We start from the raw sequence: 13,330 nt of genomic DNA, 5'->3' as shown, positions 1-13,330 counted from the left end.
GGTCATGCTGCTGCTCCTTCCAGAGCCGGGGTGTTCACGCGGGAGCGGAGCCACCAGTCGCGCATCCCCCAGAGGACGAGGGCGAGGTAGATGACGTACACGAGGCCGGAGAAGGCGAGTCCGCCGCTGAAGGCGAGCGGTACGCCGACGATGTCCACGAGCAGCCAGGCGAACCAGAACTCGACCAGACCACGGGCCTGGGCGACCATCGCGGCGAGCGTGCCGACGAAGATGTACGCGTCGGGCCAGGGGTTCCAGGACAGATCGGGGACGGCGACGAAGAGGCCGCCGACGGCGAGGGTGCCCAGCGCCGTACCGCCGAGCAGCACCCCGCGCTCGCGCCAGGTGGCGAACCGTACGGCGATCGAGCCGTCCCGCGCCTGCCGCCTGCCGCGCTGCCATTGCCGCCAGCCCCACAACGCCACGCCGATGACCAGCAGTTGCTTGCCGACACCGCCGCTGAGGTGGGCGGAGGCGTACGCGCCGACCAGGATGACACCGGACAGGAACTGCGCGGGCCAGGTCCAGATCGAGCGCCGCCAGCCGAGCGCGAGGGCGGCCAGACCGATGGTGTTGCCGATCATGTCGGACCACAGGATGTGCTGACCGAAGGCCGTGAAGGCCTCGCCGTTCAGCCAGGACAGGGTGTTCACCGATCCGACTCCTCGGTCTGCCTCGTGCCGGTGCCGAGCAGCCGCTCGACGTATTTCGCGAGGACGTCGACTTCGAGGTTGACCGGGTCGCCGGGTCCCTTGATGCCGAGCGTGGTCAGGGCGAGGGTGGTGGGGATGAGGCTGATGGTGAAGTAGTCGGGCCCGGCTTCGACGACCGTGAGGCTGACACCGTCGACGGTGATCGAGCCCTTCTCCACGACATAGCGGGACAGGGCGGCGGGGAGCGAGACCTTGACCAGCTCCCAGTGCTCGGACGGGGTGCGCTCGACCACAGTGCCGGTGCCGTCCACATGGCCCTGGACGATATGTCCGCCGAGCCGGCCACCGACGGCCACGGGCCGCTCCAGATTGACCCGGGAGCCGGTCGCCAGCGCGCCGAGGCTGGAGCGGTTCAGTGTCTCGGCCATCACATCGGCGGTGAACTCGCCGTCTTCGAAGTCCACGACCGTGAGACAGACGCCGTTGACGGCGATCGAGTCGCCGTGCTTGGCGTTCTCGGTGACAGCGGGTCCGCGGAGGCGGAAGCGGGAGGAGTCACCGAGGTTCTCGATGGCGGTGACCTCACCCAGCTCTTCGACGATTCCGGTGAACACTCAACGCTCCTTCGTGGTGGGGACATTCATGGCGGGTGCGGGTGCGGGTGCGGGCGCCGGCTCGGGTCCGGGCTCGGGGATCGCGGTGATCCGCACGTCGGGGCCGATCCGTACGGTCTCCGTCATCCGGAGTCGCAACGCCTCGCCGATGGTGCTGATTCCGGCGTCGCCGAGGGCCGTACGGCCGGCGCCGAGCAGGACGGGGGCGAGATAGCCGACGACCTTGTCGACGGCTCCCGCGGCGACGAAGGAACCGGCCAGGGCCGGGCCGCCTTCGAGGAGTACGGAGCGGACGCCACGCTCGTGCAGCGCGGCCAGCAGGGCGGGGATGTCCAGACCTCGACCGGCCCGGGGCAGCCGTACGACGTCGGGCAGTTCCCCCGCGTCGGCGTCCTCGGCGATCGCGACCAGGGTGGGCGCCGCGCCGTCGAGCACCCGTGCGCCGGGCTTCACGGCGGTGGCGTCGGTGTCGACCACGACTCGCAGCGGCTGGACGGCGCCCTCGATGCCGCGTACGGCGAGATGCGGATCGTCGGCGCGCGCGGTGCCCGAGCCGACCACGACCGCGTCGGACTCCGCGCGCAGCCGGTGGACATCGGCGCGCGCCTCGGCGGAGGTGATCCAGCGGCTGGTGGAGTCGGCGGCGGCGATCCGGCCGTCGAGCGTGGCCGCGTACTTCCATACGACGTGGGGGCGGCCGCGGCGTACGGAGGTGAGCCAGGCGGCGTTGCCCGCCTCGGCCTCCTCGCCGAGGAGCCCGCGGCTGACGGTGAGTCCGGCCGCGCGCAAGGTGTCGGCGCCGCCCGCCGCCCGCGGGTTCGGGTCGGCGACGGCGTAGCTGACCCGGGCGACACCGGCGTCGATCAGCGCCTGGGCGCAGGGTCCGGTACGGCCGGTGTGGGCGCATGGTTCGAGAGTGACGTACGCCGTTCCGCCGCGGGCCCGCTCACCGGCCGCGCGCAGGGCGTGGATCTCGGCGTGCGGGCCGCCCGCACGCCGGTGGAAGCCCTCGCCTGCGAGGTGTCCCGAAGCGTCGAGGATCACGCATCCGACGACCGGATTGGGGCTGGTGGAACCGAGTCCACGATCGGCGAGCGCGATGGCGCGACGCATGGCGTCGGTGTCGCTCACGACATCGGCGTTGCCCACGATGTCGGTTTCCGTGGCCACCGGGTCCTCCTGCCTCTTCGGGCACGGACTCCGGGGCCTGTCGATGACGACAGAGATAACGGGAACGCACAGGGGAACGCCGAGGCCGAAGAGCCGGCTCGTCCGAGGACGAACCGCCGACGGCGGCGTACCTGTGAGGGCCCGCCGCGCACTGCCTCCCATCCGGACTTTCACCGTCGGTCCAGGAATCTCACCTGGTCAACCGGCCGCTGGATGCGGACGGGTCGCGGACTATAACCGCCGGTTCGGAATTACACCGACCCCGGAGTGCGCTGCTTCTGGTACCCGACCAGTGTGCCATGGCCGCTCGTGGGGCAACCGGGCCAGGGTTGTGGGCTGACTCACAGGACCGGCCTCCGGGACTCGTCGTGCGGGGCGAACAGCTCGTCCTGCGCCGCCTCCCGCGCCGTCAGCAGGGCTCCGCGCAGGACGGCCGCTCCGCCGAGCGCCCCGGCCCTGACCTCCGTACGCAGCGGGGACAGCGTGGCCAGCCGGTCCTCGACCCGGGCCGCCAGCACCTCGCCGCCCGCGTGGCCCGCCTCGCCGGCCAGCACGATCCGGCCCGGGTCGAGTACGGCGCTGACCGCCGCCGCACCGAGGGCGAGCCGGTCGGCGAGGTCGTCCAGAAACGCCGCCGCGGAGCCGGCCTCGTCCGCCGGGGCGCCCCCGCCCGCGCTCGCCCCGTCCGCCGAGGCGCCCCCGAGGGCTCCCACCGCGGTGCGCACCAGCGCGGCGGAGGGCGGTTCCTGTGGCGCGGGGACGGCCGAGATGCCGTAGCGCTCGGCGAGTTCGGCGACGCCGGCCGAGCCCGCCAGGGTGTGGAACCCGCCGTCACAGGTGACCGCCGAGGGCAGGCGTGAGGTACCGGGCACGGGCAGGAAGGCGATCTCGCCCGCTCCCCCGGAGGCGCCCCTGCGGAGCTTGCCGTCGAGCACGACCGCCGCGCCCACCCCGTGGCCGAGCCAGAGCAGGACGAAGGTGTCCTGGCCACGGGCCGCGCCGAGGCGCTGCTCCGCGAGCGCGGCGAGATTGGTCTCGTTCTCGACCAGGACGGTGGCGGGCAGTCGTTCCTGGAGTACGGCGACGAGCCTGCGGTGCCAGGCGGGCAGTCCGCTGGAGTCGCGGAGTTCGCCGGTGACCGGGTCGACCAGGCCCGGGGCGCCGACGCCCACGCTGTGCAGGGGTACGGTGCCCGCCTTCCCCGCCGTACGTTCCAGCAGCGCCACGGCCCGTTCGACGGCGGCTTCCGTGGCGGTGTCGCTGCCGATGGGCAGGACCGCCTCGGCCAGGGTCTCGCCGAGCAGATCCGCGACCACGACGGAGACGCTGTGGGTCCGTACGTCGAGGGCCGCGAGATGGGCACGGTCCGCGACGATCCCGTACAGCCGCGCGTTCGGGCCCCGGCGCCGGTCGCCCGTCTCGCCGACCACCCTGACCAGCCCGGAGTCCTGGAGCCGTTCCACCAGATCGGCGACGGTGGGCCGGGAGAGCCCGGTCAGCGTCTTCAACTGTCCCGCCGTCAACGGGCCTTCCCGCTGAAGCAGTCGCAGGGCGAGCCGGTCGTTGATGGCTCTGGCGGTGCTCGGGGACGCGGCCATGCCGGAATCCTTCCAGATCGCCGGGGCGGCCCCCAGGACCTGTCCGGCGGACAGACCCTGGCGCGCCCAGCTCATTAAGGCCTATTTATCAGGCAGGGTTCCTGATAATTTACTCCGGCACCGACGAAGGTGCGTCACCGGGTGGTCGGGGTACGGGCACCTCTCAGGGGAGGAACAGGACGCCGATGTCGGCTGAAGTGGTCTACGACAAACAGCGGTTGCGGCGGGCCAGGTTCGCCGTCGCCGCTGTCTTCTGCGTACACGGAGCCGTCACCGGCAGCTTCGCCACCCGTATCCCGTGGATCCAGGATCACGCCGGGATCAGCGCGGGACAGCTCGGGCTCGCACTCGCCTTCCCCGCGATCGGCGCGTCCGTCGCGATGCCGCTGGCGAGCGGGATCAGCCATCGCTTCGGCTCGCGCAACGCGCTGCGCGTGCTGCTCGCCCTGTGGACGCTCGCGCTGACCCTGCCGTCGCTGGCACCGAATCTCGCCACGCTGTGCGCGGCCCTGTTCGTGTACGGCGCCGCCTCGGGCCTCTCCGACGTGGTGATGAACGCCCTCGGGGTGGAGGTCGAGAACCGGCTCGACAAGTCGATCATGTCGAGTCTGCACGGGATGTGGAGCACGGGCGCGCTGATCGGCTCCGCCGCCGGCACCCTCGCGGCCCATCTGGGCAGTGACGCCCGGCTGCATCATCTGCTCGCCGCCACCGTGCTCACGGTGCTTGGTCTGCTGGCCTGCCAGGGCGTACTCGACCTGCGCAGCGCACCCGAGGAGGACCCGCCGCCGCGGTTCGCGCTGCCGCCGAAGTCCGCGCTGCTGATCGGCGCGATCGGGTTCTGCGCGGTCTTCGCGGAGGGCGCCAGCCTCGACTGGTCGGCGGTCTATCTCCGGGACGTTCTGGACACCTCACCGGGTGTCGCGGCGGCGTCGACCACGGCCTTCGCGCTCACCATGGCGGTGGCGCGGCTCGCGGGCGACCGGGTGGTCGACCGGTTCGGCGCGGTACGGACCGTACGGACGGGCGGCGCGCTGGCCGTGGTGGGCGGCCTCCTGGTGGTCACCGCGCCGCAACCGCTGGTCGCCATGGGCGGGTTCGCGTGCATCGGGCTCGGCGTGGCCGTGGTCGTCCCGCTCGCCTTCGCGGCGGCGGGCCGCGCGGGGCCCAATCCGAGCCAGGCGATCGCGGGTGTCGCCACCATCACGTACACCTCGGGGCTGATCGCCCCCTCGGCGATCGGCGCGGTCGCGGACGCGACGTCGCTCGTGGTCTCCTTCGGCCTGGTGACGCTGCTCGCCTGCGGCCTGATGGTGGGCGCGGGGGTGCTCCGCACGGGCGACCGCCGCACCGTGGCGACCGCCGCCGACCCCACCACCGAACCCGCACCGGCCCCGGCACCCGAGGCGTGAGCCCCGGGCGCCCATACACCCCGGCTGCCGTCTTTCCGGAGGCGAACCGAGCCCCAAGAAAATAAGGGGCTCAGCCCGCGATCGAGTCCAGTTGTTCCGCGGCGGGCCGCAGCGCCCAGAGGTCACCCCCCGGCGGCGTCTCCAGGCGCGGGACCGCCGCGCGTGCCGCGCGGTCCCCCGCGTCGGCCGCCGCGTGGACGATGTCGCTTGCCGCGAAGCGCTTGAACTCCAGTTCGGGGTGCGGCCAGGGGGCGGCGCCCGTGGCGGCAGGCAGCAGATAGTCGACGGCCTTGAACAGGCTCTGCCCCTGCGGCCCTTCATAGGCCCAGAGGTTCACGCCGACCTGTTCGCCGATGGCGGCCAGGCGCGTGTAGGCGACCAGGTCGAAGGTCGAGTAGTGCCAACTGCGCGTACGGGTCAGCTCCTGGGGCTGGCTGCCGTCTGCCGCGATCTGGGGGTCGATTCGCTTCGTACGAGCGTCCAGGACGATCTTCCGCGCGAGGCTCCGGTCGCCGGTGGCGAGCGCGAGTCCGGCGACCTGCATGTCCATGAACGTGCCGTGGTTGTTCTTGGCCGCCGACTCCTCCTTGCCGAAGGGCGAGTTGACCAGCCAGTCCAGGAACTCCGTGTTCCAGGCGCGCATCCCCGAGCGGTCACCGCTGGTCCAGCCCGGAGCTCCGGTGCCGAGGATCGCGAGGGCGTCGAGGACGCTGGTGTACTGCTGTGAGAAGTCGATGATCCCGATGGCACGGCCGTCGTACTTGCAGGGGATGAACTGCCCGTGGTTGAGGTTCGGGTTCATCCGGGTGGCGGGATCGACGAACCAGGTGCGCAGAATCCGCGCCGCGTGCTCGGCGTACTGCTTCTTGCCCGTGTAGTACCAGGCCAGGCTGAGCGTGGTGGTGGAGTTGAAGACCTTGCCGATGTCGGGGCGGTCGGTGCCGGTGTCGACCTCGGGGTTCCGCTCGCCGTCACGCTGGACGTACGGGCAGCCCCAGGGGTTGGCGTCGGTCTTCGGCTGTGACGGCCACCAGTACGGAGCCTGGCTGAGGTAGTCGTGCGGATCTCCGCTGGGGGCGGGCTTCGGCTTGTCGGTGACGGTCCAGGGCCCCTGACCGAGCCACGAATCCGCCTGCGCGGTAAGGGACTTGACCGTCGTGCGGAGGGTGCGGTCGCCGTGATCGAGGGCGATACGGGCCTGCCGCATCCGCTCGCCGTCGATCACCACGGTCCGCGGGGCCACCGGCTTCGCGTGGTGGTGGCCGAAGGACTGGGCGGTGGCCGGGGACGCGGCCGAGGATGCCGCCGGGACGAATACGGCGGCGACGGTGGCCATGACGGCGATCAGAACGGCCGGACGCCATCGGGTGGTTCCGCTCACTGGGCGCTCCTATCATGTACGTGAACGAAGTTCATGGACGAGGCCGTGCGAGCGTAGAGGCGGTCGGTATCGCTGACAATGCTCTGCGCACGATTCATGAATGGGGACGACAGCGGCCACGAAACCGACAGCAGCCCCGCCCGGACGGCGCGCCGGGCGGCCGGCCGTCCGCCCGGGTACGGTGGGCGCTGCGCGCCGTCCCGGGCGGCCGGAACCGTACCGTACAGAACACCAAAAGTTGAGTACTCAACTAGATTGAGTCCTACGGTAGTTGTCCCACCGTCCGCACGAAGGAGTGCACACATGCCGCTCGCCCTCGGTCTCGGTCTTCCGCAGACGAAGCAGTACGACATCGGCCGCGATGTGGCCACGGTGGCGCGGGCCGCGGAGGAGGCCGGATACGAGAGTCTCTGGGTCTTCGAACGCGTTCTCTTCCCCGAACCCGCCACCCAGGGGCTGTACGGCGTACCGGGGCTGCCCTGGCCCGACCAGTACCGGAGCGTCGCCGACCCGCTGGTCACCCTCACACTGGCCGCCGCCGCCACCGAACGGGCCCGGCTCGGCACGAGCGTCCTGGTCGCGCCCCTGCACGTACCGTTCCAGCTGGCCCGTTCGCTGGCCTCGATCGATGTCGCGAGCGGCGGCCGGGTGATCGCCGGCCTCGGCACAGGCTGGTCGCACGACGAGTACGCCGCCGCCTCCGCCGCCCCGTTCGAGAAGCGCGGCGCGGTCCTGGACGAGGTGCTCGACGTCTGCGCGGCCGTCTGGGGCCCGGACCCGGTCTCGTACGAGGGCGAGCTGACCACCATCGCACCGTCCGTGGTCGGCCCCAAGCCGGTCCGCCCCATCCCGGTCTTTCTGCCCGCGAGCAGCCCGCGCGCCAGTCGGCGCCTGGTGGACCGGGCGGACGGCTGGGTGCCCGTGGCCATGGGCGCGGCGCAGCTGACCGAGCAGTGGCGGCAGGTACGGGAGCTGGCCGCCGAGCGCGGCCGGGAGCGTCCGCTCGACGCCTGCGCCCGTGCCAACGCGCGCTACAGCGCCAAGCCGTTCGAAGGTGAGGGCCGGCAGCCCTTCCAGGGCAGTGTGGCGCAGATCGTCGAGGACCTGGCGGCGCACGCCGAGTCGGGGGTACCGGCGATCATGCTGGACTTGCAGAGCACGACGCGTGACGCGGCGGAGCTGGCCGATGTGGCTGCCGAGGTGTACGCGGCGGCGCGCGCGGCAGGCGTCTGACGGACACACGACGGAACCCTGCCCGGAGACGGCGGCAGGAATCCGGCCAAGGCAGCGGCAGGAGTCCGGCGAAGACGACGGCAGGGCCCGTTCCTCCCCTCCCGGAGCGGGCCCCGCCGCCCTCAGTCCTCGGGCAGCTCGACCGGCGCCAGCTCGTCGTACAGATCACCGGGCCCCGGGTTCGTGGCGTCCGTCGCACCCCCGAAGTGGCTCATCACTCCCCACACCGCGTTGAGCGCGGTCTGCACGGCGCCCTCCGCCCACCCCGCGGTCCACGAGATGTCGTCGCCCGCCAGGAAGATCCCCCGCTTGTCGGCGGGCAGCCGGTCCTGCATGAAGTGGGTGAACAGCCGTCGCTGATAGCGGTAGTGCCCCGGCAGATTGGCCTTGAACGCGCCCATGAAGTACGGCTCGTTCTCCCAGGAGACGGTCACGGGGCTGCCGATCAGATGCTTACGGATGTCCACCTTGGGATAGATCTCGCGCAGCGAGTTCAGCATGACCTCCATCCGCTCCTCGGCGGAGAGCGGCAGCCACTTGAGACTGTCGTCGCACCACGTGTACGAGAGGCAGATGACGGCGGGCCGGTCGGGGCCGTTGTCCAGCAGATACGTGCCCCGGGTCATCCGGTCGGTGAGCGTCATGGACATCGTGTCGCGCCCGGTCGGCACGCCCCGGTCGTCCACGGCCGGATCCAGCCAGAACGGCCGGTCGACCGGTACGAACAGCTTGGACGACTCCATGTAGTGGGTGCGCTCCATCGCCGTCCAGTGGTCGATCGGGAAGAGCGAGTCGTCGCAGGCGATCTTGGAGAGGAGCAGCCACGACTGCGCGGTGAAGATCGCGGCGCGGTAGGTACGGATCCGGCCGGAGGCGTCCGTGACGGTGATCCGGTTGCCCGAGGTGCGGTGCAGCCGGGTCACGGCCGGCAGAGGGCTCCCCGCGTGCAGGGACGACAGCGAGGTCCCGGCCGGCCAGTACGTGATCTTCCGGGGCTCGTCCTCCCACAGTCTCAGCGGGAGCTGCTGGCTGCCGCCGACGATGGAGCGGTGGTGGTCGTCGGCCTCGGTGTAGACGACCCGCAGGATCTCCAGGATGGAGTTGGGGAAGTCGGTGTCCCAGCCGCCGGTGCCGAAGCCGACCTGGCCGAAGATCTCCCGGTGGCGGAAGGACTTGAAGGCCGGGGAGTCGCAGAGGAACCCGTAGAAGGTCTGGTTGTCGAGCTTCTCGACCAGCCGCGCCCAGATCTCCCGGATCCGGGGCACATCGCGCTCGCGCAGGGCGCGGTTCATATCGGAGAAGTCCGCGCCCTCCTCCAGACAGGTGGTCCAGGCGTCCATCACCTCGCGGTAGACCGCCGGCAGATCGTCCACGGTCTTCGCGTAGTGGGACTCACCCTTGAGATCGACGACGGTCGACGGGGTGCCCGGGGCCAGTGGGTTGGGGAACGCCCGGGTCTCCAGGCCCACCAGATCGATGTAGTGCCGCAGCGCGGTGGAGGAGGGCGGGAAGCGCATCGCGCCCATCTCGGCGGTCAGTTCGGGGTCGCAGCCCTCGAAGCCGACCGTACGCAGCCGCCCGCCGATCCGGTCGGCCTCGTACACGACGGGCTTCAGGCCCATCTTCATCAGCTCGTACGCGGCGACGACGCCGGAGAGCCCGCCGCCGATGACGGCGACCTCGGCGCCGTGCTCGGCCGCGGGTATCTGGCCGAGCCCGGCGGGGTGCGCCAGGTAGTCGTCGTACGCGTAGGGGAAGTCCGGTCCGAACATGGTGATCGGCGGCTGTACGCCGGCGGGCTGCGCGTCGGCGTGCTGGACGGCGGTGGGCACCGTGGACGTCATGGGGTACGGACTCCTTGCGGGTACAGCTGGGGCGGCGGGTACGCGGGTACGCGAGCGGGCGGGTTCGCGGTCGGCTCAGGAGCGGTCGGCTCAGAAGTGGTCGGCTCAGGAGTGGTCGGCTCGGACGAGCGAGGTGTACAGCCCGGGTTCGCGGTCCCGCAGATACGGATTGGCCGCACGGGAGGCGCGCAGCAGTTCGCCGTCGACCTCTCCGAGCACCAGCTCCTCGCTCCGCCCCGCGCGGGCCCTGACAGCCCCGTCGGGGGCGGCGAGACAGCTCAGCCCGACGAACTCGAACTCGCCCTCGTGGCCCGTCCTGTTCACATACGCGACATACAGCTGGTTCTCGAAGGACCGGACCGGCACGACGGACTCGGGGACGAACTGGAACGGATGCATCTGGGCGGTGGGCACCAGCAGCAGATCGGTACCGGCCAGGGCGTGCGACCGTACGTTCTCGGGGAACTCGACGTCGTAACAGATCATGATCCCGATGCGCAGCCCGGCCAGCTCGGCCTGGACGACGGGCCGCTCCCCCGGGGTGAACCACTCGCGCTCGAAGCCGCCGAAGAGATGGGTCTTGCGGTAGTTGGCGAGCCGTGTGCCGTCGGGGCCGATCAGCTGCGCGGCGTTGTAGATCCGCTCGCCGTCGTCGCCGTCTTCGCGCTCGGGGTAGCCGTACAGCACCGCGAGCCCATGGCGTACGGCGATCTCGGCCACGGCCGCGGCCCCCGGACCGTCAGCGGGCTCGGCCAGCCGGGGCACCTGGTCGCCGAGGGCGTAGCCGGTCAGGAACATCTCGGGGCAGACCAGCAGCCCGGCGCCCGCGGCGGCGGCACGGCCTGCCGCCTCGTCGAGCACCGTGAGATTCCCGGCGACCGAACCGGGTCGGCCGGAGCTCTGGAGCAGGGCGGTACGCAGCGACGGCATGGCTGACCTCGGGCGGTGCGAAGGGGGGCGGGGCGACGGCATCGACGCTACGGTCCGGCCGCCGCCCCGGACAAGACGCGACCGTTGCGCGCCGACCACCGATCCATTGCGTACTCGACGGCTCTCTCGGCGATTCGTTGCGCGGAGACGTCTTCGCTGGTCAGAAGGGGGGTGCGAAGCGGGTCGGGCTGTTCGTGGACGGCATCGCTCAGCGGTGGGCGCCGCTGCTGGTCTCCTCAAGCCCCGAGTAGCGCCGCAGCAGCGGGGACAGCACGAGCACGGACTTCGTACGCTCCACATAGGGCTCGCCCGCGATGCGTTCGAGTACCTGCTCGAAGTGGCGCATATCGGCGGCGAAGACCTGGACGATCGCGTCCGCCTCTCCGGTGACGGTGGAGGCGGACACCACCTCCGGCAGCCGTTCCAGGCCCCGTTGGATGGCTTCCGGCGAGGTCTTGCGCCGGCAGTAGATCTCGATGAACCCCTCGGTCTCCCAGCCGAGCGCCGCCGGGTCCACCCGTACGGTGAAGCCGGTGATCGCGCCCTCGGCGCGCAGCCGGTCGACGCGCCGCTTCACCGCGGGCGCGGACAGGCCGACGAGGGAGCCGATATCGGCGTAGGAGCGGCGGGCGTCGGCGGCGAGGGCGTGGACGATGCGTTCGTCGAGATCGTTGAGTCGCACGGCTGGTTGTTCACTTCTCTGCGGTGGCCTGAGGCGCGGCGGGGGGCGTCACCGAAGTAGAACACGGGGCCGCGGGACCCGGTGACATGTCTCCGTCGGGCCGGGCTCACAATGAGGCCGATGCCGGTGAAAGACCGACAACGGGGTAGATGAGGCCAGTGATGAGCAACGAGCCGCATGTGGTGGTCGTGGACTCGCCGAACCGGGACAGCGCGGCGGCCCGCGGCGCCGCCGCCGAATTCCTTCAGCAGCACTGTCCGTGGGCCGATCTGGACGCGGTGCTGATCGTCGTCTCGGAACTCGTCACGAACGCCGTCCGGCACACCCCGGGGTGGTGGCGGCTCCATCTCACCGCGGAGGACGAGACGTTGACCGTGGAGATGGACGACTCCAGCCCGGAGCCGCCGGTCGCGCGCACGCCCGACTTCTCCGGGGGCGGCGGGTTCGGCTGGCACATGGTGCTGAGACTGGCGGGCCATGTCGAGGTCCGACCGCTGCCTGACGGCAAGCGTGTCCTGGCGGTCTGGCAGCGGCCGGCGGTCACCGCCCCCGTCTGACCGGGCAGGACAGCCGACGGCACGGCGGACATATGTGGGGGCGCCCCGCGGCAGCGGAGCGCCCCCACATATGTCACCCACGCGTATGTCACCCGCGCGATTCACTCCACGCGCGACTCACTCCACCGCCAGCAGACCCGCCCTCAGCCGCCCGGTGATCCGGGACAGCAGCCGGGACACATGCATCTGGGAGACACCCAGTTCGGCGCCGATCTCCGACTGGGTCATCTCATCGCCGAAGCGCATGCGCAGGATGCGCCGCTCCCGCTCGTCGAGGTCCTCGATGAGCGGCTTGAGCGCCTGGACGTTCTCCGCCGCCTCCATCCCCGCGTCGGGGGCGCCGATCCGGTCCGAGAGCGGGCCCGGGGACCCGGACGCGTCGTCCGTCGGCATGTCGATCGAACCGGCCGTGTAGCCGTTGCTCGCGACGACGCCCTCGATGACCTCGTCCTCCTCCAGCCCGAGATGCTCGGCCAGTTCGGGCGTGGTGGGCGCGCGATCGAGCCGCTGGGACAGCTCGTCGGTCGCCTTGGCCAGATCGATCCGCAGCTCCTGGAGGCGGCGCGGAACGTGGACGGCCCAGCTGGTGTCCCGGAAGAACCGCTTGATCTCACCGACGATGTAGGGCACGGCGAAGGTCGCGAACTCCACCTCACGGCTGAGCTCGAAACGGTCGATCGCCTTGATCAGGCCGATGGTGCCGACCTGGACGATGTCCTCCATCTGATCCGCGCGATTACGGAACCGGGTGGCCGCGTAGCGGACCAGCGCCAGATTCAGCTCGATCAGGGTGTTGCGTACGTACTGGAACTCGGGTGTGCCTTCTTCCAGTTCCGCCAGTCGGGCGAAGAAGAGTTTCGAGATTTCCCGCGCATCCCTGGGTGCCACTTCCGCCGGGCACTCCACGTAGGGAAGTTCCAGCTCCGCCGCCTCCGCGCGCTGCTGGGATCCGTACTGCGTGCTTTCGGTCGGGACCGTGCTCGCCGTGGACACTGTGTCCTCCCCTGCTTCGTGGTCAGTGCACAGCGCGTGTACCCACTCCTCACACACTCATGCCTGTCCGCTGCCGGATCGGGAAATGCGGTGTCCGGCCGCCGAGCGTGGCGGCCGGACACCGCCGGGCCCGCCCTGGGGGCGGACGGCGCTACTTTCGCAATACGCCCTAGGTCCTGTCTTCAAAGTAGCGCCGTCCGCCCGGAGGGCGGGCTCGGAGGCGGCCGGTGCGTGCGATCGCAAGGCGGAGGGTCGCCCCAGTA

Annotated in this window: 12 protein-coding genes and 1 riboswitch; of the genes, 3 read left to right on the top strand and 9 right to left on the bottom strand. The window is 71.1% G+C overall.

Annotation, left to right across the window (positions count from 1 at the left end):
* Positions 1-2: 2 nt before the first annotated feature.
* The 4 genes from ACFRMN_RS37000 to ACFRMN_RS36985 all read right to left on the bottom strand — a co-directional run bounded on the left by ACFRMN_RS37000 (position 3) and on the right by ACFRMN_RS36985 (position 4,035).
* On the bottom strand, positions 3-584 hold the full coding sequence (locus ACFRMN_RS37000; protein WP_383028549.1) for a nicotinamide riboside transporter PnuC: 582 nt from the start codon (positions 582-584) through the stop codon (positions 3-5).
* Positions 585-649: 65 nt separating this feature from the next.
* Positions 650-1,267, bottom strand: a complete 618-nt coding sequence (locus ACFRMN_RS36995) for a riboflavin synthase (RefSeq protein ID WP_383028511.1) — start codon at positions 1,265-1,267, stop codon at positions 650-652.
* Positions 1,268-2,380 carry a bifunctional diaminohydroxyphosphoribosylaminopyrimidine deaminase/5-amino-6-(5-phosphoribosylamino)uracil reductase RibD gene (gene ribD / locus ACFRMN_RS36990; RefSeq protein WP_383028547.1) on the bottom strand — a complete coding sequence of 371 codons (1,113 nt, stop codon included), beginning with the start codon at positions 2,378-2,380 and terminating at the stop codon, positions 1,268-1,270.
* Between the two features lie 201 nt (positions 2,381-2,581).
* Positions 2,582-2,712: riboswitch (FMN riboswitch) on the bottom strand.
* A 66-nt stretch (positions 2,713-2,778) separates the two neighbouring features.
* Entirely contained in the window at positions 2,779-4,035 is a 1,257-nt protein-coding gene (locus ACFRMN_RS36985; RefSeq protein ID WP_383028545.1) for an ROK family transcriptional regulator, read from the bottom strand.
* A gap of 185 nt (positions 4,036-4,220) precedes the next feature.
* On the opposite strand from ACFRMN_RS36985, the gene ACFRMN_RS36980 reads away from it, so the two are divergent.
* The gene (locus tag ACFRMN_RS36980; RefSeq protein WP_383028509.1) at positions 4,221-5,447 is read left to right on the top strand and encodes an MFS transporter; all 1,227 of its coding nucleotides are present in this window, start codon (positions 4,221-4,223) and stop codon (positions 5,445-5,447) included.
* A 70-nt stretch (positions 5,448-5,517) separates the two neighbouring features.
* On the opposite strand, the gene ACFRMN_RS36975 is transcribed toward ACFRMN_RS36980, so the two are convergent.
* Positions 5,518-6,828 (bottom strand): alginate lyase family protein, encoded by a 1,311-nt coding sequence (locus ACFRMN_RS36975; protein ID WP_383028507.1) that lies wholly within the window; start codon positions 6,826-6,828, stop codon positions 5,518-5,520.
* A gap of 303 nt (positions 6,829-7,131) precedes the next feature.
* Here ACFRMN_RS36975 and ACFRMN_RS36970 point away from each other — a divergent pair, with 303 nt between their 5' ends.
* Positions 7,132-8,061 (top strand): LLM class F420-dependent oxidoreductase, encoded by a 930-nt coding sequence (locus ACFRMN_RS36970; RefSeq protein ID WP_383028505.1) that lies wholly within the window; start codon positions 7,132-7,134, stop codon positions 8,059-8,061.
* A 122-nt stretch (positions 8,062-8,183) separates the two neighbouring features.
* Here the strand turns inward: ACFRMN_RS36970 and ACFRMN_RS36965 are convergent, their stop codons facing one another.
* The 3 genes from ACFRMN_RS36965 to ACFRMN_RS36955 all read right to left on the bottom strand — a co-directional run bounded on the left by ACFRMN_RS36965 (position 8,184) and on the right by ACFRMN_RS36955 (position 11,517).
* The gene (locus tag ACFRMN_RS36965; protein WP_383028503.1) at positions 8,184-9,905 is read right to left on the bottom strand and encodes a flavin monoamine oxidase family protein; all 1,722 of its coding nucleotides are present in this window, start codon (positions 9,903-9,905) and stop codon (positions 8,184-8,186) included.
* Positions 9,906-10,010: 105 nt separating this feature from the next.
* Positions 10,011-10,835: a carbon-nitrogen hydrolase family protein gene (locus tag ACFRMN_RS36960; protein ID WP_383028501.1), complete on the bottom strand. Its 825-nt coding sequence runs from the start codon at positions 10,833-10,835 to the stop codon at positions 10,011-10,013.
* A gap of 208 nt (positions 10,836-11,043) precedes the next feature.
* Positions 11,044-11,517, bottom strand: coding sequence for an Lrp/AsnC family transcriptional regulator (locus ACFRMN_RS36955; protein WP_383028499.1), 474 nt, complete (start codon positions 11,515-11,517; stop codon positions 11,044-11,046).
* 161 nt (positions 11,518-11,678) lie between these two features.
* On the opposite strand from ACFRMN_RS36955, the gene ACFRMN_RS36950 reads away from it, so the two are divergent.
* Positions 11,679-12,074 (top strand): ATP-binding protein, encoded by a 396-nt coding sequence (locus tag ACFRMN_RS36950; protein WP_383028496.1) that lies wholly within the window; start codon positions 11,679-11,681, stop codon positions 12,072-12,074.
* 117 nt (positions 12,075-12,191) lie between these two features.
* On the opposite strand, the gene ACFRMN_RS36945 is transcribed toward ACFRMN_RS36950, so the two are convergent.
* A complete protein-coding gene (locus ACFRMN_RS36945) occupies positions 12,192-13,067 on the bottom strand; it encodes an RNA polymerase sigma factor SigF (protein WP_383028493.1) in 876 nt (291 codons plus the stop codon).
* Positions 13,068-13,330 lie beyond the last annotated feature (263 nt).

The sequence above is a fragment of the Streptomyces sp. NPDC056835 genome (assembly GCF_042789485.1).
In the GTDB taxonomy this organism is placed as follows: Bacteria; Actinomycetota; Actinomycetes; order Streptomycetales; family Streptomycetaceae; genus Streptomyces.
The sequence above is the reverse complement of the archived record's forward strand: the minus strand, read 5'-3'. Positions and strand labels throughout refer to the sequence as shown.

Excerpts from the sequence above, each read along its gene's own strand:
- ACFRMN_RS37000 (WP_383028549.1), bottom strand. The coding sequence starts at position 584 with ATGATCGGCAACACCATCGGTCTGGCCGCCCTCGCGCTCGGCTGGCGG.
- ribD (WP_383028547.1), bottom strand. The coding sequence starts at position 2,380 with ATGCGTCGCGCCATCGCGCTCGCCGATCGTGGACTCGGTTCCACCAGC.
- ACFRMN_RS36985 (WP_383028545.1), bottom strand. The coding sequence starts at position 4,035 with ATGGCCGCGTCCCCGAGCACCGCCAGAGCCATCAACGACCGGCTCGCC.
- ACFRMN_RS36980 (WP_383028509.1), top strand. The coding sequence starts at position 4,221 with ATGTCGGCTGAAGTGGTCTACGACAAACAGCGGTTGCGGCGGGCCAGG.
- ACFRMN_RS36970 (WP_383028505.1), top strand. The coding sequence starts at position 7,132 with ATGCCGCTCGCCCTCGGTCTCGGTCTTCCGCAGACGAAGCAGTACGAC.
- ACFRMN_RS36965 (WP_383028503.1), bottom strand. The coding sequence starts at position 9,905 with ATGACGTCCACGGTGCCCACCGCCGTCCAGCACGCCGACGCGCAGCCC.
- ACFRMN_RS36960 (WP_383028501.1), bottom strand. The coding sequence starts at position 10,835 with ATGCCGTCGCTGCGTACCGCCCTGCTCCAGAGCTCCGGCCGACCCGGT.
- ACFRMN_RS36950 (WP_383028496.1), top strand. The coding sequence starts at position 11,679 with ATGAGCAACGAGCCGCATGTGGTGGTCGTGGACTCGCCGAACCGGGAC.